General features: G+C 51.7%; 24 protein-coding genes and 1 pseudogene. 8 read left to right on the plus strand and 17 right to left on the minus strand.

What is annotated here, in order from left to right; all coding sequences use genetic code 11:
- The first annotated feature begins 93 nt into the window (after positions 1 to 93).
- From radC to mutM, 4 genes and pseudogenes are all read left to right on the plus strand, one after another.
- Positions 94 to 758 (plus strand): annotated as a pseudogene (gene radC, locus AC2FAP_RS17895) (RadC family protein).
- Positions 759 to 975: 217 nt separating this feature from the next.
- Complete coding sequence (rpmB, locus tag AC2FAP_RS17900; RefSeq protein ID WP_002436699.1) at positions 976 to 1,212, plus strand: 50S ribosomal protein L28; 237 nt, start codon at positions 976 to 978, stop codon at positions 1,210 to 1,212.
- Between the two features lie 22 nt (positions 1,213 to 1,234).
- Complete coding sequence (gene rpmG / locus AC2FAP_RS17905; RefSeq protein ID WP_003024094.1) at positions 1,235 to 1,402, plus strand: 50S ribosomal protein L33; 168 nt, start codon at positions 1,235 to 1,237, stop codon at positions 1,400 to 1,402.
- A 74-nt stretch (positions 1,403 to 1,476) separates the two neighbouring features.
- Entirely contained in the window at positions 1,477 to 2,286 is an 810-nt protein-coding gene (mutM, locus tag AC2FAP_RS17910; protein WP_032679319.1) for a bifunctional DNA-formamidopyrimidine glycosylase/DNA-(apurinic or apyrimidinic site) lyase, read from the plus strand.
- A 2-nt stretch (positions 2,287 to 2,288) separates the two neighbouring features.
- Here the strand turns inward: mutM and coaD are convergent, their stop codons facing one another.
- From coaD to rfaQ, 7 genes are all read right to left on the minus strand, one after another.
- Positions 2,289 to 2,768 carry a pantetheine-phosphate adenylyltransferase gene (coaD, locus tag AC2FAP_RS17915; protein WP_014168056.1) on the minus strand — a complete coding sequence of 160 codons (480 nt, stop codon included), beginning with the start codon at positions 2,766 to 2,768 and terminating at the stop codon, positions 2,289 to 2,291.
- A 3-nt stretch (positions 2,769 to 2,771) separates the two neighbouring features.
- Positions 2,772 to 3,542, minus strand: a complete 771-nt coding sequence (locus AC2FAP_RS17920) for a glycosyltransferase family 2 protein (protein ID WP_153852761.1) — start codon at positions 3,540 to 3,542, stop codon at positions 2,772 to 2,774.
- Positions 3,542 to 4,816, minus strand: a complete 1,275-nt coding sequence (gene waaA, locus AC2FAP_RS17925; RefSeq protein ID WP_014168058.1) for a lipid IV(A) 3-deoxy-D-manno-octulosonic acid transferase — start codon at positions 4,814 to 4,816, stop codon at positions 3,542 to 3,544. The genes AC2FAP_RS17920 and waaA overlap by 1 nt, the downstream gene beginning before the upstream one ends.
- A 65-nt stretch (positions 4,817 to 4,881) precedes the next feature.
- Positions 4,882 to 5,871, minus strand: coding sequence for a glycosyltransferase (locus AC2FAP_RS17930; protein ID WP_044858677.1), 990 nt, complete (start codon positions 5,869 to 5,871; stop codon positions 4,882 to 4,884).
- A 14-nt stretch (positions 5,872 to 5,885) separates the two neighbouring features.
- The gene (locus AC2FAP_RS17935) at positions 5,886 to 6,983 is read right to left on the minus strand and encodes a glycosyltransferase (RefSeq protein WP_032679322.1); all 1,098 of its coding nucleotides are present in this window, start codon (positions 6,981 to 6,983) and stop codon (positions 5,886 to 5,888) included.
- A gap of 2 nt (positions 6,984 to 6,985) precedes the next feature.
- Complete coding sequence (locus tag AC2FAP_RS17940; RefSeq protein WP_449541926.1) at positions 6,986 to 8,113, minus strand: glycosyltransferase family 4 protein; 1,128 nt, start codon at positions 8,111 to 8,113, stop codon at positions 6,986 to 6,988.
- A complete protein-coding gene (gene rfaQ / locus AC2FAP_RS17945) occupies positions 8,113 to 9,180 on the minus strand; it encodes a putative lipopolysaccharide heptosyltransferase III (RefSeq protein WP_449541925.1) in 1,068 nt (355 codons plus the stop codon). Before rfaQ ends, AC2FAP_RS17940 begins: the two co-directional genes overlap by 1 nt.
- A gap of 150 nt (positions 9,181 to 9,330) precedes the next feature.
- Between rfaQ and AC2FAP_RS17950 the strand changes: the two genes are divergently transcribed.
- Positions 9,331 to 10,293: a polysaccharide deacetylase family protein gene (locus tag AC2FAP_RS17950; protein ID WP_047742760.1), complete on the plus strand. Its 963-nt coding sequence runs from the start codon at positions 9,331 to 9,333 to the stop codon at positions 10,291 to 10,293.
- Between the two features lie 14 nt (positions 10,294 to 10,307).
- On the opposite strand, the gene AC2FAP_RS17955 is transcribed toward AC2FAP_RS17950, so the two are convergent.
- From AC2FAP_RS17955 to rfaD, 6 genes are read right to left on the minus strand one after another with little or no spacing between them, the layout of a single operon-like run.
- Entirely contained in the window at positions 10,308 to 11,471 is a 1,164-nt protein-coding gene (locus AC2FAP_RS17955) for an O-antigen ligase family protein (protein ID WP_025206457.1), read from the minus strand.
- Positions 11,458 to 12,363, minus strand: a complete 906-nt coding sequence (locus AC2FAP_RS17960) for a sugar glycosyltransferase (RefSeq protein ID WP_449541924.1) — start codon at positions 12,361 to 12,363, stop codon at positions 11,458 to 11,460. The genes AC2FAP_RS17955 and AC2FAP_RS17960 overlap by 14 nt, the downstream gene beginning before the upstream one ends.
- 1 nt (position 12,364) lies before the next feature.
- Positions 12,365 to 13,459 carry a glycosyltransferase family 9 protein gene (locus AC2FAP_RS17965; protein ID WP_047742767.1) on the minus strand — a complete coding sequence of 365 codons (1,095 nt, stop codon included), beginning with the start codon at positions 13,457 to 13,459 and terminating at the stop codon, positions 12,365 to 12,367.
- Positions 13,460 to 13,462: 3 nt separating this feature from the next.
- A complete protein-coding gene (gene rfaC, locus AC2FAP_RS17970; RefSeq protein ID WP_032679328.1) occupies positions 13,463 to 14,446 on the minus strand; it encodes a lipopolysaccharide heptosyltransferase RfaC in 984 nt (327 codons plus the stop codon).
- 3 nt (positions 14,447 to 14,449) lie between these two features.
- Positions 14,450 to 15,496: an ADP-heptose--LPS heptosyltransferase RfaF gene (gene rfaF / locus AC2FAP_RS17975; protein ID WP_014168068.1), complete on the minus strand. Its 1,047-nt coding sequence runs from the start codon at positions 15,494 to 15,496 to the stop codon at positions 14,450 to 14,452.
- Positions 15,497 to 15,498: 2 nt separating this feature from the next.
- A complete protein-coding gene (rfaD, locus tag AC2FAP_RS17980) occupies positions 15,499 to 16,431 on the minus strand; it encodes an ADP-glyceromanno-heptose 6-epimerase (protein WP_008502707.1) in 933 nt (310 codons plus the stop codon).
- A gap of 215 nt (positions 16,432 to 16,646) precedes the next feature.
- Between rfaD and kbl the strand changes: the two genes are divergently transcribed.
- Together kbl and tdh are read left to right on the plus strand one after the other, a co-directional pair.
- Positions 16,647 to 17,843: a glycine C-acetyltransferase gene (gene kbl / locus AC2FAP_RS17985; RefSeq protein ID WP_020882676.1), complete on the plus strand. Its 1,197-nt coding sequence runs from the start codon at positions 16,647 to 16,649 to the stop codon at positions 17,841 to 17,843.
- Positions 17,844 to 17,852: 9 nt separating this feature from the next.
- Positions 17,853 to 18,878: an L-threonine 3-dehydrogenase gene (gene tdh, locus AC2FAP_RS17990; protein WP_020882675.1), complete on the plus strand. Its 1,026-nt coding sequence runs from the start codon at positions 17,853 to 17,855 to the stop codon at positions 18,876 to 18,878.
- Between the two features lie 39 nt (positions 18,879 to 18,917).
- Here tdh and AC2FAP_RS17995 read toward each other — a convergent pair whose 3' ends face one another.
- Positions 18,918 to 20,051, minus strand: a complete 1,134-nt coding sequence (locus tag AC2FAP_RS17995; protein ID WP_249361571.1) for a glycosyltransferase family 9 protein — start codon at positions 20,049 to 20,051, stop codon at positions 18,918 to 18,920.
- A 324-nt stretch (positions 20,052 to 20,375) separates the two neighbouring features.
- Here AC2FAP_RS17995 and AC2FAP_RS18000 point away from each other — a divergent pair, with 324 nt between their 5' ends.
- The gene (locus tag AC2FAP_RS18000; RefSeq protein ID WP_063214984.1) at positions 20,376 to 21,134 is read left to right on the plus strand and encodes a glycosyltransferase family 2 protein; all 759 of its coding nucleotides are present in this window, start codon (positions 20,376 to 20,378) and stop codon (positions 21,132 to 21,134) included.
- A gap of 69 nt (positions 21,135 to 21,203) precedes the next feature.
- Here the strand turns inward: AC2FAP_RS18000 and AC2FAP_RS18005 are convergent, their stop codons facing one another.
- The 3 genes from AC2FAP_RS18005 to gpmM are packed head-to-tail and all read right to left on the minus strand — an operon-like array spanning position 21,204 to position 24,977.
- A complete protein-coding gene (locus tag AC2FAP_RS18005) occupies positions 21,204 to 22,136 on the minus strand; it encodes a divergent polysaccharide deacetylase family protein (RefSeq protein ID WP_044866024.1) in 933 nt (310 codons plus the stop codon).
- Between the two features lie 3 nt (positions 22,137 to 22,139).
- Positions 22,140 to 23,399, minus strand: coding sequence for a murein hydrolase activator EnvC (envC, locus tag AC2FAP_RS18010; protein WP_410377728.1), 1,260 nt, complete (start codon positions 23,397 to 23,399; stop codon positions 22,140 to 22,142).
- A 33-nt stretch (positions 23,400 to 23,432) separates the two neighbouring features.
- Entirely contained in the window at positions 23,433 to 24,977 is a 1,545-nt protein-coding gene (gene gpmM / locus AC2FAP_RS18015) for a 2,3-bisphosphoglycerate-independent phosphoglycerate mutase (RefSeq protein ID WP_020882671.1), read from the minus strand.
- Between the last annotated feature and the right edge of the window lie 91 nt (positions 24,978 to 25,068).

Raw genomic sequence — 25,068 nt, forward strand, 5'->3', positions numbered from 1 at the left:
GCCAGTTTGCGAGGCGTTACGCAGGAATGAAAAGTGGGCGTCGAGCGCCGGGGGTGGCTGTGGCAGCATGATGGCAAATCGAAGGAGACAGGCATGGAAGAGACTGAACTGCTGCTACCGCGTGAAAAAATGCTGCGCTATGGCGTCACGTTGTTAAAGGACGACGAGTTGCTGGCACTCTTTTTACGCACCGGAACGCCCGGCAAAACGGTATTTACGCTGGCAAAAGAGCTCATCGACCATTTTGGTTCGCTGTATGGCTTATTGACGGCGGATCTGACGGAATTCAGGCATGTCGAAGGAATTGGCGTGGCGAAGTTCGCCCAACTGAGGGGGATTGCTGAGCTGGCCCGCCGTTTTTACGACGTCCGTATGGAAGAGGAAGATCCCATACTCACCCCGGATATGACACGCGTATTTCTCCAGAGCCAGCTATCAGATTTGGAGCGCGAGATCTTTATGGTGATCTTTCTTGATAACAGGAACCGGGTACTAAAACATAGCCGCCTTTTTCCGGAACCCTGAGCCACGTTGAGGTTCATCCGCGAGAAATTGTGCGGGAAGCGATAAAAGTGAATGCAGCCGGCGTGATACTCGCGCATAATCACCCTTCTGGCTGTGCAGAACCAAGCAGAGCTGACAAAGAGATGACCGAACGCATTATCAAATGCTGTCAATTCATGGACATTCGTGTGCTCGACCATCTGATAATTGGTCGCGGCGAGTACATTTCTTTTGCAGAACATGGCTGGATTTAGGCTATTTCTCGCGATCCATCGGGATCTTTGTCTGTTCGGGACTTGAGCACACCGCCGAGTCAGCGTATACTACGCCACCTTTGAGAATCTCGGGTTTGGCATTTGGGCCTGGCAATCGAGAGTTCAATAGAACTATGCGATGACCGGGCTGTAAAGCCTGACGAGGCGCCGATACCCCATACGAAGCTCGAGCTAATTTGATTTTTGGAGAATAGACATGTCCCGAGTCTGCCAAGTTACTGGCAAGCGTCCGGTGACCGGTAACAACCGTTCCCACGCACTGAACGCGACTAAACGCCGTTTCCTGCCGAACCTGCACTCTCACCGTTTCTGGGTTGAGAGCGAGAAGCGTTTTGTCACCCTGCGCGTATCTGCTAAAGGTATGCGTGTAATCGATAAGAAAGGCATTGATACAGTTCTGTCCGAACTGCGTGCCCGTGGCGAAAAGTACTAAGTACTTAAAGAGGAAATAAATCATGGCTAAAGGTATTCGCGAGAAAATCAAGCTGGTTTCTTCTGCTGGTACAGGTCACTTCTACACCACCACGAAGAACAAACGTACTAAGCCGGAAAAACTGGAACTGAAAAAATTCGATCCAGTTGTACGCCAGCACGTACTGTACAAAGAAGCTAAAATCAAATAATTTTAGCCTCCTTGTATTGAAAAACCCCGCAACTGCGGGGTTTTTTGCATTCTGCATCTTACTCCGGAGGAACCATGCCTGAATTACCTGAGGTAGAGACCAGCCGCCGCGGTATTGAGCCGCATCTGGTCGGCGCGACTATTCTTCATGCTATCGTTCGCAACGGTCGCCTGCGTTGGCCGGTGTCCGATGAAATCCATGCGTTAAGCGATAAACCGATTCTCAGCGTCCAGCGTCGCGCCAAATATCTGCTGCTGGAGCTGCCCGACGGCTGGATTATCATCCATCTCGGTATGTCTGGTAGTCTGCGCATCCTTACCGAAGAACTGCCCGCGGAAAAGCATGACCATGTCGATCTGGTGATGAGCAACGGTAAAGTGCTGCGTTACACCGACCCACGACGCTTTGGCGCATGGCTGTGGACCAAAGAGCTTGAAGGACACAGCGTTCTGGCGCATCTGGGGCCAGAGCCGCTCTCAGAGGCATTTAACGCGGAATACCTGAAAGCGAAGTGTGCAAAGAAGAAAACCCCGATCAAACCGTGGCTGATGGACAATAAGCTGGTGGTGGGAGTAGGGAATATTTATGCCAGCGAATCGCTGTTTGCCGCCGGGATCCATCCCGATCGGCTGGCCTCATCGCTGTCATCCCAGGAGTGTGAACTGCTGGTCCGGGTGATTAAAGCGGTGCTGCTGCGTTCGATTGAGCAAGGGGGGACCACCCTGAAGGACTTCCTGCAGAGCGACGGTAAACCCGGCTATTTTGCTCAGGAGCTGCAGGTATATGGCCGTAAGGGTGAGCCGTGCAGAGTCTGTGGGACACCGATTATTGCAACGAAGCACGCCCAGCGCGCCACGTTCTATTGCCGTCAGTGCCAGAAATAGGGCTACTTTAATTTTTCCATCAACGCCTGATGGACGTTAGCCGGCAGGAAATGGGTCACGTCACCGTGATGACGCGCCACCTCTTTGACCAGCGAGGAAGAGATAAACGACCACTCTTTTGAGGGCATCAGGAACACGCTCTCCAGCTCTGGCATCAGGTGGCGGTTCATGTGCGCCAGCTGCATTTCGTATTCGAAGTCAGCCACCGCGCGTAACCCGCGGATCAAAATGTTAGCCTGCCGGGCACGGGCGAAGTTGGCCATCAGATCGCTGAAGCCCACCACCTCAACGTTTGGCAGATGTGAGATAGCGTCAGTGGCAAGTGCAACGCGCTCATTGAGATCGAACATGGGTTTCTTACTGGGGCTGGCGGCGATCGCCAGAATCACCTTATCAAACATGCATGCCGCACGGGTGATGATGTCAAGATGACCGTTGGTGATGGGATCAAAGGTACCCGGATAAATCGCTTTTGTGCTCATGGCTCACGTTTTCTCTGAGTAGCCGCGGCAAAGCGCCCACAGCTCGGTGTATTTGTTGAAAGTATACTGGGCATTCACCACCGCCAGTAACCACCCCTGTTTACCGTCCAGCACGCCGCCTCGCAGCAGCAGTGTTTTCAGAAATGCCCCCAGCGTGTGGGTGAAAATACCGGTCAGCGTGGCCTTCTTGCCGCGCAGGTGACGCTCATGCGCCCATGCGGTGGCATAGTTAAGCTGTTTGCGCTGGAAGCTGGCGAAATCCCGGCAGGTCAGATGCAGCAGATCGCCCGTCAGAGGAATGACGGGGGCACTGTCGCATGCCAGGGATTCATGGACCAGATTATCGTTGTACTGATATCGCTCACGCTCGTAGAGGCGCATTACGCGGTCTGGATACCAGCCGCTGTGGCGCATAAAACGGCCAAGGAAATAGTTGCGACGTGCAATGCTGTATACCGCGCCAGGCTGAGGTGCTGCCAGCACCGCCTGAATGGCCTGGCGGAGCTCTGGTGTAATGCGCTCGTCAGTGTCCAGCATCAGCACGTAATCGCCAGTAGCATAGCGCTGCGCGCGCTGGCGCTGGATGCCGTAGCCTTGCCAGTCGGTATCGATAAAGATCTTTGCACCCGCGGCACGGGCGACATCCACCGTGTTGTCCTCGCTGCCGGAGTCGAGAAGGACAATTTCGTCAGCCCAGGCGACGGAGGCCAGGCAGTCCGGAAGCAGGTCGGCGGCGTTTTTGGCGATCATCACGACCGACAGACGCGTTGACATTAGTGGCTCCGCTGAGGCAGATAAGGTTGCAGAAGTTGCAGCAGACGAGTGAGTGCGCCCTGGTTCTGATGCAGCACTTCGACAGCATGGCGACCATACCAGAGGCGGTAGTCTTCGTCGGTCAGAAGGGTTGAGACCTCTTTGACCACCGAGTCCGCGTCGGTCACGGTAATTAACCCGTCGGCTTGCTGCAATTTAGCGCAGATATCTTTGAAGTTAAACGTGTGTGGACCCATCAGCACCGGAATGGCGTGTGCGGCCGGCTCAAGCGGATTATGGCCGCCGCGCTCCACAAGGCTGCCGCCGACAAAAGCCAGATCGGCAATGCCGTAAAGCAGCATCAGCTCGCCCATTGTATCGCCAATCACCACCTGAGTGCTGCCGGAGGGGATCTCACCGCTGCTGCGCAGGGTAAAGCTGAAGCCGCCTTTCTGCACCATCTCACGCGCATCTTTAAAACGTTCGGGGTGACGGGGGACCAGAATCAGCAGCAAATCGGGGAATTTTTCCAGCAGCTTACGATGGGCCTGCAGGATAATGGCTTCTTCGCCGTCATGGGTACTGGTTGCAATCCACACCTGGCGACGCGGTGCCCACTGGCGACGTAGCGTAATCGCACGGGCGGCGAGTTCAGGCGTGACGGAGATATCGAACTTCAGGCTACCCGTCACCGCAAGCTGGTTGCGCTTCAGGCCCAGAGCGAGAAAGCGCGCCGCGTCTTCTTCATTCTGTGCGGCAATCAGCGTAATTCGGCTGAGCAGGCGGCGCATAAATTTACCTAGCTTGCCGTAACCTTTCGCCGAGCGCTCTGAAAGGCGCGCGTTGGCAATCACCAGCGGAATTTTACGGGCATGCAGGGCGGAAATCATATTTGGCCACAGCTCGGTTTCCATGACGATCACCAGTTTCGGGCGAACGGTATTCAGGAAGCGATTCATGGCGCAAGGCAGGTCATAAGGCAAATAGACGTGTTGAACGTCTTTACCGAACGCCGATAATGCGCGTTCAGACCCCGTCGGCGTCATGGTCGTGACCGTGATCGGCAGTGACGGATAGCGGTGACGAAGGGCGCGAACCAGCGGGATCGCCGCCAGCGTTTCGCCCACAGAAACGGAATGCAGCAAAATACCGTCCGGCACGACTTTATTGCGGCAGTAACCATAGCGTTCAGCCCAGCGTTTACGATACGCAGGCGCTTTACGGCTACGAAGCAACAGTCGCAGCCACACCAGTGGCTGGATGATGTAGAGCAGGGCGGTATACAACAATTCCAAGCGATTATCCGTTTTTTAGTTTCGGCGGGGAAATTCTAAGCATTTAAGCCGGGTAAAGCTATCTCTTATGCCAGATACCGTTTTAAACGGAAGTAGCGTCGGCCCAGGCGCCAGCGCAAACGGGGGCTTTTGGCACTTTTCCAGATAAGCCTCCAGATACCCGTGTCGAAGAACTCTTTTATTATCATCGACTTCTTCTGCACATCCTTCATATTGTCGAAGGTATGAATGATCCCAAGCCCCTCTTTGGCGATTTGCCAGTGGCAGGCGGGGATATCTTTCACTTTTTCCGGGTAACGCTGGTTGATGGCATCCAGCATCTGCAGAATTTTCATGTAATGGCGCGCCGAGCGAATCAGCGTGTCATCATTGTCCGGCATATGGGAAACCGATGCGGAGTGAATGTAATAGTCGTAAAAACGTTCACTGGTGTATTGCACGCGGTCAGCTGCGAGCAAGACTTCGGTAGTCCACGGGATATCCTGATGGCGCAGGCCGGGCTCAAAACGAAAACCGTTCTGACGAATAAAGTCGTGGCGATAGATATTCAGCCAGGTCACATGCAGAAACTTGCGTGAGTCGAGCGCTTTTTTTAACCAGGCCGCACCGGTCATGACGTCTGTCGAGGCCAGCTTGTCTTCCGGGAAAATCGGCCGTGAAGGCTTCTTATTGTTTTCCCAGACGTAGTTTCCGTTGCAGGTGGCGACATCCAGATTCTGCGTGACGGCCATATCAAGCAAGCGCTGATACATGCCCGGCTTAAAGACATCATCAATATCCGGGAAAGAGAGATATTGACCGGTAGCGACGGCCAGACCGGTATTGCGCGCAATGGATACACCCTGATTTTCCTGTTCGATAACCTGCATTTGCGGCAGTTTTTCACGCCAGGTTTCGACTATCTGCATCGAACTGTCCGTGGAGCCATCATTGACGATGATGACTTCCATACTGTCGATCTGTTGATTCGCAAGGCAGGTAAAGAACTGATCCAGGAAAGCTTCGCCGTTATAAACGGCAACCACTACGCTTAATAATGGCGCTGAATTTTGCATAAGAAACCTGATTATTATTGATTGTCTACCAACGCAACATATTGCTGGCAAATGGCATTTATCCCGAACGACGCGATCGTTGCGCTATCAACGACAGGCGGGGAGGTATAGAGATCGGCCAGTGTTTTCGCCAGTGATTCGTCATTCATCTCCGACAGCCCGCGCGCCAGCGTACCCGTGAGGATTTCAGCGGGCCCGCCAGGACAGTTCGTACTGACAGGCGGCGTCTGGCAGATGATGGATTCTACCAGTACGTTACCAAAACCTTCACAGTCAGAACTTAACACTAAAAGCCGTGCGCCTTTAATCCACGGATAAGGGTTGGACTCGAAGGGGCGGAAAATAACCTTGTCTTCGATCCCGAGTTCTTTCGCTAACTGTTTAAGCTGTTGAATTTTGGTGTCAGAACCGTTGCCCATCATCACCAGCGATGCGTCTATTTTGCTCTGCGCATAGGCACGCAGAAGGCGGTCGTGGCGTTTATGTTCATGAAAACGACCCACGTGAATAATATAATCCTGCCCCTGCATCTCAAAAGGCGCATCCGCCAGACGCTGGATTTCAGGAATATCAAAGGGATTATGGATAACCGCTTTGCGACGAAGGTCGATGGACAGCGTCTCTGAGAGATCTTTCAGCACGGCGGCGGAGACGGCGACAACGTTTCGGTTTTCGTAGGTATGACGAATTTTGTAATGCTTAAACCAGCGTGAAAGGCCGTGGCGATGACGCAGGTAGGAGAATGAGAACATGCCATGCACGCAGAACCAGACCTTATCGCGATCCAGCGCACGACTGTGCGCCACAATACGATCGGTTTTATGCAGGTGCGAGAATATGACGTCGAACTTCCCGCTGCGCTCAGCCTGTTCAATGGCATTGTCCAGCAGCTGCGCCCGGCGCGGGATCTCGGTGAGCTTTCTCCAGGGCTTTTTACACGTATCCTGAATGACCTGATAATCAATGCCTGCCGGGATGGCGTAGTCGCACACCTTTCGCAGGGAGAAAAGGGAGACCTGATGCCCCATTTCTATCAATCCGCTGGAGAGGGTGAGAACCGTTTTTTCGGCTCCTCCACCGGGCAAACCATCAATAATCATTAGGATGCGCATTTTTAATCCAGTAATTTTTGATAAAGCGAAATAAGCTGACTTGATAATTTTTCTGGGGTCGCTTCTTTTACGCGCTCACGCGCTGCCCGCCCCATATCGTTATTCTTATCCAAAGATGGAAGGGTCATGACTGCCTCCTTCAATCTGCTGATATCAAGTGCATCACAGTAAAAGCCATTCTGACCTTGCTCAATAAATTCTGCACCACCGCAACTCACTGAAGTAATGACGGGCAAACCGCAGGCCATCGCTTCAAGAATGACGTTTGGAAAAGGATCATACAGCGTTGGCAGCAGTAATCCATCGGATACCTGGTAAAATGGCAGTGTCTCTTTTTGCATCCCCAGGAAGCGAATTTGCCCCTCACAGCCCAATGAACGGGCGAGGTCACGGTAACGACTTTCTGCTTTATCCTGTCCAACCACAATCAGCCACGCGGGTGTGCCCGTAATAGCGCGGATAGCGCTGGCGAGTCCTTTACGTTCAAAACCTGACCCGACGAAACACAACACCACGGCATCGACAGGCAATCCGAGCTGCTGACGCAGTACAGCGCGCTGTCCTTCGGTTGCCGGAACGAAGCGGCTGGAATCAATTGAATTATAAATCACATGTATCTTTTTTGCGTCAATATCAAAGTCTTCGATGATTTCGCGTTTGATCATCTCCGCATTGCAGATAACGGCTTTCAATTCAGGAGCCTGATACATTTCACGTTCGGCGTGCATGACGTAGCGATGGTAGCGATCGTGCATCAGAAGTTGTGCACGCCAGGCAGGCAGAATGCGCGCACGCTGCAGCAGCCAACGCCGATGCACGCCATCCCCTGCGCGGTAAATATCGCAGCCAGGAATACGCTCGTGGCTCTGCACAATGTCAAACTGCTGCTGTTCCCACAGTGCACGCGCAGCATGTGCAAACCCACGTTCGCGACTGATTCGGCCCCATTTACGTGGGTCGCAAATATGGATATGCCAGTCGTCCTGCTTCTCCCCCTGCCACTCACGCGTGATGACGTTGAGCTCAAGGTTTTGGTTGCTCAGTGCAGTAAGTGCCCGGGAAACGAAGCGTTCCGCCCCGCCATCAGGACGGTATTTTTGGCGAACAATCGCCAGACGATGGTGTTTCATTACAGGTATCTCCTGGCGGCGGAGACCACGACATTAACGGGAATGGCGTCGAGATAGCGTTCAGTTGTTTTGGTATCAATGGCGTCCGGGTCGGGGAGTGGGCCAAAATCGCCAGCCCAGATGACTTCACCGTTGACCTGCCATGGCGACCAGAACACCCGTTTTGACGGGCCGAAGAGAGCAATGCACGGCGTCTGAAGCGCGGCGGCCATGTGCATCGGAACGGAATCGACGCCAATAAAGAGGCGCGCATGATCGATAAGTGATGCCAGCTGGCGCAACGTGAGTTGGCCAGCCAGTGAGACTACGCCCGTTTTTGGCGCCGCGGCGAGAATGCGGTCTATCATCGCCAGCTCTTTTTTATCCGGGCCTGCGGTGAGAACCACAGTGTGGCCATCCTGCTGGAGTGCCGTGATGGTTTGCGCCATCTTGCCTTCGTCCCAGCACTTAAAGAACCAGCGTGACGTTGGCTGGATCACCACGTAGTTATCAGCCACACCCTGTTGTGTCAGTAGCTGGCGCGCGCGATCCCAGTCCTCTGCGCGATAGGCCATAGTGACGGCTGGCTGAGCCGGGACGGGCAACGGTGAAAGAATAGAAAGATTTTGCTCAACGGTATGGAGAGACGGGTGATTGGCGACGGAAACCAAATCGGTATGACAAAAACGCCAGAACGCGTTTTTTCGCTTGTTAAACGCGAACCCGAGGCGTACTGGCGCGCCGGTGAAACGGGTGACAATGGCGCTGCGCCACTGATCGGCAAGGTTTATCACCAGATGATAACGCTGCGCTCTTAAGGCACAGAGTAACTGCCACTCTTTTTGCAGATGTTTCAGGGTGCCGAGCTGCTTCCATTTACGATCTATACCGTAGATGGTGCCGATCGCCGGATGCGCGGCGAGCATATCGCGTGTCTCTTCATAAAGAAGAACATCGATTTGCGCCGTGGGCCATTTTTGACGTAACGAATTAATGACCGGAGTTGTGAGTAACATGTCGCCATGATGTCGAAGTTTGATAAGTAAAATACGTAAATCAGGCGTGTCGAGTAGGTTAATCATCATCATCTTATCAGCGGTATACTGTCAGCAATTCTAATAGACCTGATGGCGACTTGCACTCTTTCTCCATAATGTCAGGAATTTCCCTGGAAGGGTTTACTCCTGCTTCGCAGAGTGCGTAACATAGCCCTCACTCTTACGTCTTACGGACTCATTATGAAAAAACCAGCGTTTATCATCACCATTGATACAGAAGGCGATAATCTCTGGCAAAACCACCGTGTTATCAAAACGGAAAACGCACGTTACCTGGCACGATTTCAGGCGCTATGCGAGCGTTTTGGTTTTAAGCCGGTCTGGCTGACCAACTATGAGATGGCGATCGAACCGGTTTTCATTGAGTTCGCAAAAGATGTGATTGCCCGCGGCCAGGGCGAGGTTGGCATGCATCTTCATGCGTGGAACAGCCCACCTGAACATGACCTCACCGGTGATGACTGGCGTTGGCAACCTTATCTGATTGAGTTTTCAGATGAAATTATGCGCGAGAAAGTGCTTTTTATGACGCACTTACTGGAAGAGACCTTCCAGACCAAAATGCTGAGCCACCGTGCCGGGCGTTGGGCGTTTGATCGTCGCTACGCAAACTTGCTGATAGAGCTGGGTTATCAGGTTGACTGTTCCGTCACCCCACGGGTGAACTGGCGAAATGCCAAAGGGGCACCGCAGGGTCACGGAGGAACGAATTATCAGCATTTCCCTGACCATGCCTACTTTATTGATACAGAGGATATTTCCCGCCCGGGAAAGAGCCCTTTACTCGAAGTGCCGATGAGTATTCAGTATAAACACCCGGCCTGGCTGAACACCGTTAAACAGGGCTACGATCGGCTGCGTGGGAAATACCGTTCCCCGTCAGTTAACTGGCTGCGTCCGTCCGGTGGAAACGCGTCTGAGATGATTAAGGTCGCACAACAGTGCTTGTCGCAGGGCAATGATTATGTGGAGTTTATGCTCCATTCTTCAGAATTTATGCCCGGCGGAAGTCCTACGTTCAAAGATGATGCGGCCATTGAAGGGTTGTACCAGGATTTGGACCAGTTGTTTACATGGCTGTCGGACAAGACGGTGGGGATGACGCTGGCGGAGTTTTATCGGAGTAAAAGAAGCGCCGGTTAACCGGCGCCTAAAGATTATCTCTGAACGGTTTTTTTCACGGGTGTACTAAATATGATGGCTAATGGTATCCAGAATAACACCCAGTATTCTCGAGGATTACTGATAACGAACATCCCCTGAGTGGAATAAAATACGAGCGCGAAAATCAGTACCGCAACCTCGGCTTTGTGGTCTACAGCAAGGTGTCTCAGGCATTGCCTGAATGCGTAGGCAATCATCGCTAAAAACAGCGTTAGCCCTACAATTCCGCCCTTAAGAAAGGCACCGAAGTAGAGGCTGTGTGTAGTCGTCACATGCTGTTCATAACCATTAATGAATGACAGTTCTTTATTAAATCCCCAGCCAAATACTAATCTTTCTTTTGTTACTTCAAAAGCATGCTGCCAGATGCCAAAACGAACGGAGCCAGCCTGGTTAGAATCTTCAAACCGCTTTATTAGCAGGTCGTAAAAACCGCTGTAATAAAGTGTAATGCCCAGTATAAGCAGAGAGGCCAGGGACAAGAACACAAATTTGTTGTTCCATTTTGGTTTAATACAGAATATGACAGCTGTTGCTATTATTAACGCCAATAATGGTCCGCGGCTTTGCGTCAGTAATAAGCCACTCAACAACAACGGAACCGGAACATAATACCAAAGGCTGCGGGTTTCTCGAACGAGAATTGCACTTAAAATAATCCCCAATGCCATATAGCCACCCAGATCAATGACGTTGTCGGGTGCATAAGGAAAAGCGTTCATTAAACGCCCAACGAACAGGTGAGGCTTGTTAACATAAATAAATGTCATCAACGTGAGTACGATAATGCCAAAATAGGCCGCGCCAACAAGATATGTCTTCTTGTTTTCAAGCTCACATTGCCGGTACAGGCAGAAGAAAATAAGGATGTAAAATGAATGGGTAAGAGCAGAACTTAAGTGTGATGTCTCGGCCCAAAGGTTCGAGAGGGAAAAATAAAGGACAAAGAGAGTTAGCAGCCCAAGTGCAGGAAGAAATTCTTTATCATGTATAAACCGCTCTCTGGCGCTTTTTACCAGCATTATAGTGATAAGAAAAAGGGCCAGGGAAACGTGGAAAAGAATATTTACCTTAGATACCCCACAGAATATCATGCTTAAAAACATAAATGCTACAAAAGGGTAAAATGTAATACGCGGCAGTCTATTTAAATACATCCGTAAAATCCTTTCTGACAAAAACAGAAGAAGGTATAGCACTTTGAGGGGAAAGATTAATCACCTCTTTGTTTGCAGAAGCAAAAATCTTACTTGCAAGAGAGAGTGCAGGAAGAACAATATCCTGTACTTTATCTTCCAGAAACGAAGGCAGCATGGTTTCGGCTTTCTCATAAAATCGCGGTTGAGAGAAGTGTGTCATATCCAGTCCAGCAATATAGATTTTTGAGAACCCCATGTAATATGAGACCTGCAATGCCCAGTAAACCACTGTACCGGCATCAACGATACCCTGACAAATATCGAGGCTAAAAGCGCTATTTGGTGTATTTTCAGAAAAAACGATCCCAGGACGATCCTTGAGGGTATCAAAAAGCGCTTCGCGTTTGATTGAGGGTTTATACGTTTCGTAGCAAATATCTTCGATTATGGCTATCTGGCAGTGGATATTTTCGTATGAAAAACGGTCAATAAGCTTAACCACCCCCATAGCCGTTGTAAACAGAAGCAAATTTTTATTGGCCACGATACGCTTTAGCAACGCTGTTTGCCGGTCAATAAAAGTCATGTCGACGATAAAGTAATGGCTAAAACTAAGCTGGTTATGAAGGTGCCATGCCCCATTTACCCCCGTACGAATGACATCTACGGGTAATGTTGAAAAATCTATTTTTTTGACTGAGGGGCCAGTGGCGGTAATTAACACTTCTCCGCTGAATGCATTTTTGAGAGAAGTGAGGGAGGTAAGTAGAACGGGCTGACCACGATAGACAAAATCAGAAATCTCGCCGCTTTCATTACGCGCAATCTTCACATACGGCCACAAATTTTCATTGTGACGCATGTTTCGTTTATGAGTATAACGATAAAACTGCTTAGTCAGAGAGCCCATCTTAAGCCTTCTCGATTTCACTATTTTTATGCGCAACAGTAGACAACAAATGACTGATTTTTGCCAAATCTTCGTCTGTTACCTCAAAGAGCTCTTCTTTCGACTGACTGAAGTAGTAACGCGTTTCAAAGACGTAAGAGTTTATATTTTCATCATTCCCAATCAGCAATACCTTACCAAGCGGACGTTGTTCATAATGGCAGCATGGACCAAACAGCAACACCACCGGGACGCCCACCGCATCGGCAATGTAGATATTCCCTGAATCTGACGCAATATAACAATCCATTTTGGATATCGCCCACGGCAGTTCTTCGAGCGATATTTTGCCAATGAGGTTGATAAAATTGGGAATTTCACCGTAAGCGCGGGTGATGTCATCCATCCACGGCTGTTCGTTCGGTGCGCCAAAAACATAAAACTCGCAGGGCAGGTCGGCAAGATGATCGACAATACGTTTCCAGATTGCCGGGGGAACCGTCTTTGCTTTGTTACCGGCAGAAATGCTGATACCAATTCGGATAACCCCGGGTTTATCGAGAATTTGCGGGTAAACCGCAGGCTTGAACAGGGGCTTTGTGGCGTGCTTGGGTGAATCCTGCCAGGTGAGCGCGCGATCGGCGAGCTTGAGATAGTTAGTGACGGACAGCGTCTTTTTGCCATGCTCAACGGTACCATCAGCCGTGGCATAAAAAATTCCGTGATACCACCTGCGCGTATAAGTGCTTAAAAATTGTTTGTTTTTTGCATTACAGGCTGAGGCGAAAAAGAGATTCACACTGTTGGGCTGCAGCAGATAGACATTGTCGTAGCGATTCATGATCCGGCAGGCGAAGCAGAGCTTACGCCACAGGTTACGCTTTTGCTGCTCCACAAAAAAGATCTCTTCGATACTGTCGTCATGCTGAGCCAATGCGTTAACGCTGCGGCTGATCAGCACATCGCTTTTTTGCAGATACGCCAGTAGAGGCGTTGCATTGATAAAGTCACCGATTTTGGCTGTCTGAATGACAAGGTTTCTGCCCGTGTCTTTGCGAAACAGCTTCCGGATGAGTTTCACCGGAAAAAGTAAAATCAGCAGAAATACATAACTCATGGGTTAAATATCCCTGTTAGAAAGCCGATGGCTGCCCTGTAAAAACGAAAAAATCGCATCTGCGGTAATGTCTCTCATCTGCTGCGTCGGACTCACCATTTGATGCTGGTTTTTACCGTACCCACCGATCAGTCCCGGGTCGGTCGGACCGAAAAGGGTGATATTGGGGCGGTCCAGCGCTGCGGTTAAATGGCTTAATCCGGTATCCACGGATACGACGGCGTTGGCGCCTGCCAGTTGCGCGGCAACCTGAGCCAGCGTGAGTTTAGGTAACACTTCCACATTTGAAAAACCCGCGGCCAAACGCTCTGCGCGTTGCCTTTCGTGTTCTGCGCCCCACGGGAGTTTAATATGGATGCCGGTCGGTTGCATTAGCTCAATGAGTCTTCGCCAGTGTGATTCCGGCCAGTGCTTATCATCGCGCGTTGTGGCATGCAGAAAGACCAGATAGGGCGGCGTGTGCGTCTTGGCATCGCGCAAAAAATGCTGCGCAATAGCGTAATCACCCTGCGTGTCTGGTTTTGCATAGCCGAGGCTTTTCGCAAACAGCTCACGGGTGCGCTCCACGGCGTGCTGCTGTTTCGCGATATGGTGGCGGCGATTATAGAACAGGCTCGCCAGCGGCTCGCGGGCGGTTTGCCAGTCCATACCGTGCTTTACGCCGTGCGCCAGACGCGTGACCAGCGCGGCGCTTTTGACCAGACCCTGTGCGTCAATGATGGCATCGTAACGCTGCGCTTGCACCGCATCACGGAAGGCTTGACGTTCAGCCTTAATCGGTGCTGAGAACCACGCTTTACGCCAGCGGCGGATAGCAACCGGGATCACGCGGTCTACTGCTTCATGCCAGGTGGGGATCTGTGCGAAGCCCTCCTCCACCACCCAGTCAAAACGAATGCCGGGAATGGCCTGCATGGCGTCGGTGAGCGACGGCAGAGTATGCAGGACATCGCCCATGGAAGAGGTTTTAACGATCAATACCCGCATCCGTTATCCTTCTTCACTCAACAGCAGCTCGTTGAGCTCTTCAAGGACACACTCGGGCGTGATGTCGATCAGGCTCTGGTGATAGCCTTCAGCCGCATCGCCTTTTCGCACCTTGTGATAACCGCTGATCAGACGTATGACGCGCGCTTTATGAGAAAGCGGTGGCGTAAAGTCAGGGCTGCTGGGGCCATACAGAGCAACCAGCGGCCGGTTGAGCGCAGCGGCGACGTGCATCAGGCCTGAGTCGTTGGTGACGACGGCTTTACAGGCGGCAAGTAAAACTACCGCCTGTTCCAGCTGGGTTTCCCCTGCCAGATTACGGCACCATGCCTGCTGTTCTGTATTCAGCGAAGCCAGAATTTCGTTACCCGCCTCGTGGTCTTTCGCCGAGCCAAACAACACGACCTGATTACCTTCATCGATCAGCTGTTTTGCCAGCTCAGCGTAATGATAATGCGGCCAGCGTTTTGCCGGGCCGAACTCTGCTCCCGGGCAGAAACCGATCATAGGGCGTTCTGATGAAATTCCAAACGCGTTGCAGGTGTGGGATTTCTCACCGTCGTTGACCTGGAGCTGGGGCCAGAGCAGCGGTTGCGGCAGATCTTTTGCGCTGCGCATCACGCCTTTGTCATAGGCCAGCGCGACGTAGCGCTCGACCATGAGTGGCCAGGCGTCTTTATCAAGCACGCGCGCGTCGTTCAGCAGACCGTAGCGCATTTCTCCACGCCAGCCGGTGCGATGGGGGACGCCCGCAAAGAAGGGTACCAGGGCGGATTTAAAGGAGTTAGGCAGGACATAGGCGCGGTCATAGCGCTTTTCGCGCAGGCTATGGCCGAGCTTGCGACGCTCACCAATTTCCAGCGCGCCGTGGCCGAGCGGCATTGGGATCGCCTCGTTAACTTCCGGCATACGCGATAACAACGGACGGCACCAGGCAGGTGCCATCACATCAATTATCGCCTGGGGATAACGCGCCTTGAGCGTGCGATAGAGACTTTGCGACATCATCATGTCGCCCACCCATGACGGGCCGATCACCAGAATTTTCATACTTACGCGTCGCGGTTCAGCCAGGCCATGTATTCCGTTACGCCTTCGGCAACGGTCTTGAACGGTTTGTCGTAACCCGCCGCACGCAGGTTGGTCAAATCCGCCTGCGTGAAGGCCTGGTAACGACCTTTCAGTTTGTCCGGGAACGGAATGTATTCAATGCTGCCTTTTTTGTGGTACGCCAGGGTGGCGTCCGCCACGGCCTGGAAGGATTCCGCACGGCCTGTCCCCAGGTTAAAGATACCGGAGACGCCGTTTTCCCAGAACCACAGGTTCACTGCCGCCACGTCGCCTACGTAGACGAAGTCACGCTTGAAGCCGTCACTGCCTTCAAACAGTTTCGGGCTTTCGCCATTGTTCAGCTGCGTGTTCAGGTGGAACGCGACGCTCGCCATGCTCCCTTTGTGGCCTTCGCGCGGTCCGTACACGTTGAAGTAACGGAAACCCACAATCTGGGAATTGGCTTCAGGCAGAACCTGACGCACGTATTCGTCGAACAGGAATTTGGAGTAGCCATAGACGTTCAGCGGCTGCTCATATTCGCGGGATTCGATGAAGTCTGACGTACGGCCACCGTAGGTTGCTGCAGAAGAGGCGTACAGGAACGGAATTTCACGCTCCAGGCAGTAATGCAGGATCTCTTTGGAGTACTGATAGTTATTGTCCATCATGTACTTGCCATCCCACTCGGTGGTGGAAGAGCATGCGCCTTCGTGGAAGATGGCTTCGATCTCGCCGAACTCTTCACCTGCCATAATCTGGATAAGGAAGTCTTCTTTATCCATATAGTCAGCGATGTTCAGATCCACCAGGTTTACAAACTTGGTGCCGTCTTTCAGGTTGTCCACCACCAGAATGTCGGTGATGCCTTTGTCATTGAGGGCCTTAACAATGTTGCTGCCGATAAAGCCCGCGCCGCCGGTAACGATGATCATAACTGTAACCTTTGAAGTGTGGAGTCCGGGGACAATCCCGGACGCTAATGTTCTTATCATATCATTAGTATGGCTGCCCTTCAGCCATTCACCGACATAGCGCAAGGGTACACGTGATTTATGCTGCAAAAACGAGAAGAGATAATGTGTCATCTCGTCATGGCGGCCAGGGTTGGGTAATATGTGCCAAAATTTGCCGAGTCTGGAGAATTGCAATGCGTGGTGATTTTTACAAACAGTTAAACAGCGACCTCGACACCGCACGTGCGGAAGGGTTGTTCAAAGAAGAGCGTATTATCACGTCTGCTCAGCAGGCGGACATCACCGTTGCCGATGGCAGCCATGTGATCAACTTTTGTGCGAACAACTACTTAGGTCTTGCGAATCACCCTGAGCTGATTGCCGCGGCAAAACAAGGCATGGACACCCACGGTTTCGGTATGGCCTCCGTACGCTTTATCTGCGGTACGCAGGACAGCCATAAGCAGCTTGAGAAAAAGCTGGCGGACTTCCTGGGGATGGAAGATGCGATCCTGTACTCCTCGTGCTTCGACGCCAACGGTGGTCTGTTTGAGACGCTGCTCGGCGCAGAAGATGCCATTATCTCCGACGCCCTGAACCACGCTTCTATCATTGACGGTGTGCGCCTGTGTAAAGCGAAGCGCTTCCGCTACGCCAACAACGACATGGTGGAACTGGAAGCGCGCCTGAAAGAAGCGCGTGAAGCAGGTGCCCGCCATGTGCTGATCGCCACCGACGGCGTGTTCTCTATGGATGGCGTGATTGCCAACCTGAAGGGCGTGTGCGACCTGGCAGACAAATACGATGCGCTGGTGATGGTTGATGATTCACACGCCGTCGGTTTTGTTGGTGAGAACGGCCGTGGATCTCACGAATACTGTGACGTAATGGGTCGCGTGGACATTATCACCGGTACGCTGGGTAAAGCGCTCGGCGGCGCGTCAGGGGGTTATACTGCTGCGCGTAAAGAGGTGGTTGAGTGGCTGCGCCAGCGTTCCCGTCCATACCTGTTCTCCAACTCGCTGGCACCGGCGATCGTTGCCGCATCCATTAAAGTCCTGGAAATGGTGGAGTCTGGCGCTGAGCTGCGCGACCGTCTGTGGTCAAACGCCCGCCTGTTCCGTGAAAAAATGGGTGCCGCAGGGTTTACGCTCGCCGGTGCCGATCACGCCATTATCCCGGTGATGCTGGGCGATGCGGTTGTGGCGCAGAATTTTGCCCGTGAGCTGCAGAAAGAAGGAATTTACGTTACCGGGTTCTTCTTCCCGGTGGTACCAAAAGGCCAGGCGCGTATCCGCACCCAGATGTCTGCGGCGCATTCGCCTGAACAAATTGAACGTGCGGTGGAAGCCTTTACCCGCATCGGCAAACAGCTGGGCGTAATTGCCTGAGGACGTGTGATGAAAGCGTTATCCAAACTGAAAGCGGAAGAAGGGATTTGGATGACCGACGTGCCGGAGCCGGAAGTCGGTCATAACGATCTGCTGATCAAAATTCGTAAAACCGCCATTTGCGGCACTGACGTTCATATCTACAACTGGGACCAGTGGTCGCAGAAAACCATTCCGGTACCGATGGTCGTGGGCCACGAATATGTCGGCGAAGTGGTGGGCATGGGTCAGGAAGTAAAAGGCTTCAACATTGGCGACCGCGTCTCGGGTGAAGGCCATATTACCTGTGGTCACTGCCGTAACTGCCGCGGTGGACGCACGCACCTGTGCCGTAACACAATCGGCGTGGGCGTGAACCGTCCGGGCTGCTTCGCAGAATACCTGGTGATCCCGGCATTTAACGCGTTCAAAATCCCGGACAACATTTCTGACGATCTGGCCTCTATCTTTGATCCCTTCGGCAACGCGGTACACACGGCGCTCTCTTTCGACCTGGTCGGCGAAGATGTGCTGGTTTCCGGCGCGGGTCCCATCGGGATTATGGCGGCCGCGGTGGCGAAGCACGTTGGTGCCCGCAATGTGGTGATTACCGATGTGAACGAGTATCGCCTGTCGCTGGCGCGCAAAATGGGCGTGACCCGCGCGGTGGATGTCTCTAAAGAGAGCCTGAGCGACGTGATGGAAGAGCTGGGCATGACCGAAGGTTTTGACGTGGGTCTTGAGATGTCCGGCGCACCACCGGCGTTTCGCACCATGCTGGACACCATGAACCACGGCGGGCGTATTGCGATGCTGGGCATTCCACCGTCTGATATGTCTATCGACTGGAACAAGGTTATCTTCAAGGGGCTGTTCATCAAAGGTATCTACGGCCGCGAGATGTTCGAAACCTGGTACAAGATGGCGGCACTGATCCAGTCTGGTCTGGACCTGTCTCCGATTATCACCCATCGCTTCTCCATCGATGAGTTCCAGGAAGGCTTTGACGCGATGCGCTCTGGCCAGTCCGGAAAGGTTATCCTGAGCTGGGATTGAGAGTAAAAGCCGGCCGGATTTAAATCCGGCCGGCTTTCATCACAGGTATTTATCTTTTTCTTCTATAACGCATTTACCATCTAAAATATTCTTGGCTTCAGTGGCAATTAAATTTATGTCGATTTTTCTATCGTATTTATTGAAAATAAGTTGTTTTGCATTTTCGCCTATCGGGCCGAATATTTTATTGCCTTCGTAATTCTTATTATGATCAAGAAGCATTGAGTAATATATAGCTACGAGCTTTTTATCTAAAGCGCAGGCAATATGGACAATAGCGGTATCCACTGAAATGACAAGGTCTGCCTGCTTGATTAGCGCAACGGTGTCCCATAATGACGGGAAAATAGATACGGAAACTGCAGGATCCTGAATGTTTAATTTTTCAGTCTTTTTTCTTTCACCAACAATGAAAATATGATTATCTTTTGGTTCTGAAATTTTTGAAATCAGGCTTACTAATTGCTCGCGACTAAGACTTCGCTCATCTACACTGGCAAAGGGGTTGATTACGATCCACTTTTTTCCTTTAAAAGGAAGAAGATACTCATTAATAGTCTCTTCGTGGCTCGGTAAAGCTGGTAAAGAGTAAGATAAGTGTTTCGTTTGAATATTTAATGCAGTAAGCATCTTTTTCTGTGGATCAGTAATGTGAAAGTCTCCCTCCGCTGGCAGTTGTAAATTGTAGGGCTTATTAAGCCAGCCACCAAAACTCATCGCATATTTATATTGCGTTTTCTGCAGCAGTTGTACACTAAAGAGCTCTTTTCTTTTCATCCATGCATAAGGATTAATGATCAGGTCAGTCTCTATTTGTGGGGTGGAGTTTAACTCATTGATATTAATGATAAAAATCTCATCAATATCAACGATTTTTTCAAATAAAGCCCTGTTTCTTTCTTCTGCCGCGATCTGGACAATATACCCAGCCTTTTTCAGTTCTCTCCACATTCCGGTATGACAAACGGCATCACCAATCCCTAAATCTAAAAAAGGAAAGAGGATCCGCTTTACTGAGGAACTATCGAAAGGTTTGCCTCTTTTATCGGGAATGTTTTTAGATAATTTATAGAGTTTAAGCCGACGTTTTAATTCATGAGTCTTATGATTTCGTTGACGATTAAGTGCTTTAAAATAAAGGATGATTTTTTTCATTTGTTTGACAAACCACATTTTAAACATTCTGCTAACAGTATAAGCATAATGATAAGTAATGTGAACATCTATTTTAATGAGGAATTAATTTTTTGTTTAATAATTTCAACGGGTTAGAATGCTTGGCGCGCTGTGCAGGTCACTCTCTACTGGTCAAACAGTACTTTTTAGTGCCTGGATAAAGGCAAAAGTATGTTTACAGGCCTACTTTAAGGAATGAAGAGTATGGAATGGATGTCACAAAAGACGATTTTATTTATTATTTGCTGATTGTTTCGAGATTCACTTAAATACACTTTCCCTGCTACAATTGTGTAGGTCATTTTCGAAAAGAGTAAGGGAATGTTCAAGTTAACTGTTTGTTTACTCACCTGCAATTCAGCCAGGGTTCTTAACCATGTTCTGCCTCCTCTTCTTAAAATTGCAGATGAAATGATTGTTGTTGATTCCGGAAGTAAAGATAACACGCTATCCATTTGTGAAAGTTATAATTTAAGCCCTATCTATAGACAATATACGATGCATGGGGACCAAATGAACTATGCGGTGAGTCTTGCATCTCATGATTGGGTGTTATGCATGGATAGCGATGAAATCCTGGATGACCTGACTGTATCCTTTATTCTGAATCTGAAGAGTGGGGCTGAGCCTCCACCGGATCATGCCTGGCGTATTGCTCGACACTGGTACGTACTCGGAAAAGAAGTTCGTACTATCTATCCAGTATCGTCGCCAGATTTCCCTGTACGTCTTTTTAATCGCACCTGTGCAAAATTTAATCTCCGACCAGTAGATGACAAGGTGGAAGGTGAACTTAATGCTTTCATCATGGCTGGGCATGTACGCCATGATACCTTTTATGACCTGAATGAAGTGTTTAATAAGCTCAATAGCTATACAACAAGGCTGGTCAAATATCAGAAGATCCGCCCTTCAATTGGACGAGGCCTTATTAGTGCCATTGGGGCGTTTTTTAAATGGTATCTTTTCAGTGGTGCCTGGCGGCAGGGGAAAGTGGGCGTCGTGACGGGACTCTATGCAACGCTATACAGTTTTCTCAAATATTTCAAAGCCTGGTATCAGTTTGAGGATAAAAAATAGCCCGCATGCAGGAAGTATACGGGCGCTCATCTCGTTGCCATGCTCTGCCCGCCTGCGTTGACGGGCCAATTATGCTTTTTTACCCCAGCCTTGCCATTGATGCTGCATATATTTCACTAAGGAACTTTGGCTGATACTTTCCCCTATCACGGTAAAGAATCGAGTAGCATATACAGGCTCTGGTGACTGCTTAGGCTTGCAAATTTTCACACCCCTGAATGGATTGCGTGGCTGCGTTACCGGTGGCTGTGCATTGCCAGGACGCGACGTATCAACCTGTGGCTCATTCAGCAGATCGCCTGGACGAACCAGCGTAATATCAGAGGGCAATGTCGGCAGCATCTGCTGCAGAACGCGAACGGTAGACGGGTGCGGATGGCCGATAGCAATAGCCGAGCCATTGCGTCGGGCTAGCTGTACGGCGCGATTGAACTGCCCGCGGATATCCGCGTCGTTCTGGGTGTCATCGAGGAACACCTTGCGCTTTATTACCTTCACGCCTGTACCCTGCGCGGCACGCATCGCCTGGCTGTTGCCGATGGTCATGCTGTCGAGGAAATAGAGGTTATAGCGCTCCAGCGACTGCATCACTTTGAGCATCCCGTACAGGCTGGAGGTCATCGCGCTGCCCATGTGGTTGTTCAGCCCGACGGCGTACGGCACTTTATTGTAAGCATCGCGAATGATGCGATCGATCTCATCGCTGCTCATATCAGGACGCAAAGTATCTTTTTCCAGCGGCTGCTTGCTGAGCGGTGCCATCGGCAGATGGATGAGAACCTGATGGCCGCTGTTATGCGCTTTGATCGCCATTTCACGCGCGTGCGGCGCATTCGGGAGGACGGCGACAGAGATGGCGGCCGGCATCGCCAGTACCTGATTCTCGGTGTGCGGACGATAACCGAAGTCATCAATCACTATCGCGAGTTTGCCAGCGTAGACCGGTGCTGCCAGCGCCAGTGCACTGGCGAAGGAGAGAACAATTCGACGAAATTGAAGCAAAACTTATCTTCCCAACCACGGCTGTGGATTGACCGCCTGACCCTGGCGACGAATTTCGAAATAGAGTGACGGGCGGCCCTGACCGCCACTGCTGCCCACGAGGGCGATGGGTTGGCCGGCGCGCACCTGAGTACCAACGCTGACCAGTGCGCTCTGGTTGTAGCCGTAAAGGCTCATATCGCCTTTACCGTGTTCCACCACTACCACAAGCCCGTAACCCTGCAGCCAGTCGGCCAGAATCACACGGCCATCGGCGATGGCTTTTACTTCGCTACCTTCAGACGCACCGATAACTATCCCTTTCCAACGTAGTTCACCCTGCAGCTGTTCGCCATAGCGATGCAGAATTGTACCGCGCACGGGCCAGTAAGCCTGACCACGAGGGGAGCCTAAACCGCCGGTACGTGACATCAGGGAGCGTTCGCTTTCGCTTGGCTTGTAGGTCGTACCTTTGCGTGAGGCTTCCTGCTGCTTGTCGCGTACGGCCTGCGCTTCGCGGGCCTCTTTTTCGGCGCGCGCTTTCGCCGCCGCTTCCGCGCGGGCGATACTGTTACGCAGTTTCGATTCGTTGGCGCGCATTTCGCTCAGCTGGCTTTGGCCTTGCTGAATAGAGGACTCGAGACCGGAAAGGGTTTTCTTGCGCTCGTTGCGGGCCTGCTCGAGCTTCGCTTGTTGCGCCTGCTGTTCGTAGAGCAGCGTCTGTTGCTGGCTCTGCTTCTCTTCGAGCTCGGCTTTTTGCGTGGTGACCTCTTCGCGCGTCTGTTTCAGCTGCGCGATAGTCTCCTGACGCGCCTCGTTCAGATAACCAAAGTAGGCCTGCAGACGCTGACCACGCTGGCTCTCTTCACCGCTGAGGATCAACTGAAGGCCCGTGTGCTCACCCTGGCGGAAAGCAGCATCAAGCTGTGCGGCAAGGTTGCGTTCCTGGGCATCACGCTGGCGTTCCAGTTTGGCAATCGACGCGTTCATTTCGTCGATCTGTTTATTCAACTGGGCGAGGGTGTTTTGCGTTTCACGTAATTTACGTGCGGCAGCGGAGATGGCTTCTTCCTGCTGCTTAAGCTGAGCGAGCAGAGCAGAGCGTTGCTGCTGTTGCTGGCGTACCGCACGCTCTTTCGCGGCGATATCGGCCTGAATGGATTTCAGCTGGTCACGGTCATCCGCGTGGGCGGATGCGGCGCACAGCAATACGCCAGCGCTGAGTGCGCTGGCGCAAAGCAGAGGTCTGACTGATAACCTAAGCGGCTTCACGACCCATGTGATTGAAAAAATCGCCTTTCCCCTCATGGGGAGCGATTATTCCACGATGAACAGCGGCTTACCAGTCATCTCTTCAGGGATCTCCATGCCCATCAGCGACAACATGGTTGGCGCGATGTCGGAAAGCTTGCCGCCTTCCACCGCTTTCAGTGATTTATCACCCACATAAATCAGCGGAACAGGCAGGTTGGTGTGAGCGGTGTGCGCCTGGCCGGTTGCCGGGTCGCGCATCTGTTCTGCGTTACCGTGGTCAGCGGTGATGAGCAGCTGGCCTCCAACGGATTCAACCGCTTTCGCGACCTGCTCAACACAGTGATCAAGCGCTTCAACCGCTTTTACGGCGGCTTCCATCACGCCGGTATGACCCACCATGTCGCCGTTCGGGTAGTTACAGATGATGGTGTCGTATTTGCCGCTTTCGATTGCCGCAACCAGTTTTTCAGTCAGCTCGGCAGAGCTCATTTCTGGCTGCAGATCGTAGGTAGCCACTTTGGGTGAGTTAATCAGAATACGATCTTCGCCTTTGAACGGCTCTTCAACACCGCCGTTAAAGAAGAAGGTGACGTGGGCATATTTCTCGGTTTCGGAGATACGCAGCTGTGTCTTGTCGTTCTTCGCCATCCACTCACCGAAGGTATTGGCCAGTGATGCGGGTGGATAAGCGCATGGCGCATTGATGTCAGCGGCGTATTCGGTCAGCTGAATAAAGTCGATCTTCACCACTTTCTTACGGGTGAAACCGTCGAAATCACTGTTCACGAACGCACGGGTGATTTCACGCGCGCGGTCAGCACGGAAGTTCATGAAGATCAGCGCATCGCCGTCTTCCATGGCGGCATCAGCCTGGCCTTCAGCACGAATGACGGTTGCTTTCACAAATTCATCGTTTTCATCACGCGCGTAAGCGGCTTCCAGACCTTCCACCGCGGTCGCGAACTGGAATTCACCTTTTGCCAGCGTCATCAGGTCATAGGCCTGTTCAACGCGATCCCAACGGTTGTCGCGGTCCATTGCGTAGTAGCGCCCGATGATAGAGGCCACACGTCCTTTGCCAAGCGCGGCGAATTTGTTTTCGAAGGAGGCCAGTGAACCTTTTGCGCTGCGTGGTGGCGTATCACGACCGTCCAGGAAAGCGTGCAGATAGATTTTTTCTGCGCCGCGCTCAGCCGCCAGTTCAACCATCGCCATGATGTGATCTTCGTGGCTGTGTACGCCACCGGCGGAGAGCAGACCCATGATATGAACTGCTTTACCGGCCGCCACGGCTCTGTCCACCGCGCCGCAAAGTACTGGGTTGTTGAAGAAGGTACGTTCTTTGATTTCAACGTCCAGACGCGTCAGGTCCTGATACACGATACGACCTGCACCCAGGTTTACGTGTCCAACTTCGGAGTTGCCCATCTGACGATCTGGCAGACCCACTTCCAGCCCGGACGCATCAATCAGGGTGTGGGGACGTTTTGCCCACAGCGCGTCCATCACTGGCGTTTTGGCGTTGAAAATGGCGTTATCCTGTTGATCTTCACGGTAGCCATAGCCATCCAGAATCACCAGTACCATAGGTTTTTTAGAAACCGACATTGCGACAACCTCATGCTCAAGAGTCAAAATTTGCGTAATTTTACTACAGCTGAATCGATCAAATAGCCGCAGAAGATCAAAGAAAGCGCAG

Source organism: Enterobacter cloacae complex sp. 394I7 (assembly GCF_057320345.1).

Excerpts from the sequence above, each read along its gene's own strand:
- rpmB (WP_002436699.1), top strand. The coding sequence starts at position 976 with ATGTCCCGAGTCTGCCAAGTTACTGGCAAGCGTCCGGTGACCGGTAAC.
- rpmG (WP_003024094.1), top strand. The coding sequence starts at position 1,235 with ATGGCTAAAGGTATTCGCGAGAAAATCAAGCTGGTTTCTTCTGCTGGT.
- mutM (WP_032679319.1), top strand. The coding sequence starts at position 1,477 with ATGCCTGAATTACCTGAGGTAGAGACCAGCCGCCGCGGTATTGAGCCG.
- coaD (WP_014168056.1), bottom strand. The coding sequence starts at position 2,768 with ATGAGCACAAAAGCGATTTATCCGGGTACCTTTGATCCCATCACCAAC.
- AC2FAP_RS17920 (WP_153852761.1), bottom strand. The coding sequence starts at position 3,542 with ATGTCAACGCGTCTGTCGGTCGTGATGATCGCCAAAAACGCCGCCGAC.
- AC2FAP_RS17930 (WP_044858677.1), bottom strand. The coding sequence starts at position 5,871 with ATGCAAAATTCAGCGCCATTATTAAGCGTAGTGGTTGCCGTTTATAAC.
- AC2FAP_RS17935 (WP_032679322.1), bottom strand. The coding sequence starts at position 6,983 with ATGCGCATCCTAATGATTATTGATGGTTTGCCCGGTGGAGGAGCCGAA.
- AC2FAP_RS17940 (WP_449541926.1), bottom strand. The coding sequence starts at position 8,113 with ATGAAACACCATCGTCTGGCGATTGTTCGCCAAAAATACCGTCCTGAT.
- rfaQ (WP_449541925.1), bottom strand. The coding sequence starts at position 9,180 with ATGATGATGATTAACCTACTCGACACGCCTGATTTACGTATTTTACTT.
- AC2FAP_RS17950 (WP_047742760.1), top strand. The coding sequence starts at position 9,331 with ATGAAAAAACCAGCGTTTATCATCACCATTGATACAGAAGGCGATAAT.
- AC2FAP_RS17955 (WP_025206457.1), bottom strand. The coding sequence starts at position 11,471 with ATGTATTTAAATAGACTGCCGCGTATTACATTTTACCCTTTTGTAGCA.
- AC2FAP_RS17960 (WP_449541924.1), bottom strand. The coding sequence starts at position 12,363 with ATGGGCTCTCTGACTAAGCAGTTTTATCGTTATACTCATAAACGAAAC.
- AC2FAP_RS17965 (WP_047742767.1), bottom strand. The coding sequence starts at position 13,459 with ATGAGTTATGTATTTCTGCTGATTTTACTTTTTCCGGTGAAACTCATC.
- rfaC (WP_032679328.1), bottom strand. The coding sequence starts at position 14,446 with ATGCGGGTATTGATCGTTAAAACCTCTTCCATGGGCGATGTCCTGCAT.
- rfaF (WP_014168068.1), bottom strand. The coding sequence starts at position 15,496 with ATGAAAATTCTGGTGATCGGCCCGTCATGGGTGGGCGACATGATGATG.
- rfaD (WP_008502707.1), bottom strand. The coding sequence starts at position 16,431 with ATGATCATCGTTACCGGCGGCGCGGGCTTTATCGGCAGCAACATTGTT.
- kbl (WP_020882676.1), top strand. The coding sequence starts at position 16,647 with ATGCGTGGTGATTTTTACAAACAGTTAAACAGCGACCTCGACACCGCA.
- tdh (WP_020882675.1), top strand. The coding sequence starts at position 17,853 with ATGAAAGCGTTATCCAAACTGAAAGCGGAAGAAGGGATTTGGATGACC.
- AC2FAP_RS17995 (WP_249361571.1), bottom strand. The coding sequence starts at position 20,051 with ATGTGGTTTGTCAAACAAATGAAAAAAATCATCCTTTATTTTAAAGCA.
- AC2FAP_RS18000 (WP_063214984.1), top strand. The coding sequence starts at position 20,376 with ATGTTCAAGTTAACTGTTTGTTTACTCACCTGCAATTCAGCCAGGGTT.
- gpmM (WP_020882671.1), bottom strand. The coding sequence starts at position 24,977 with ATGTCGGTTTCTAAAAAACCTATGGTACTGGTGATTCTGGATGGCTAT.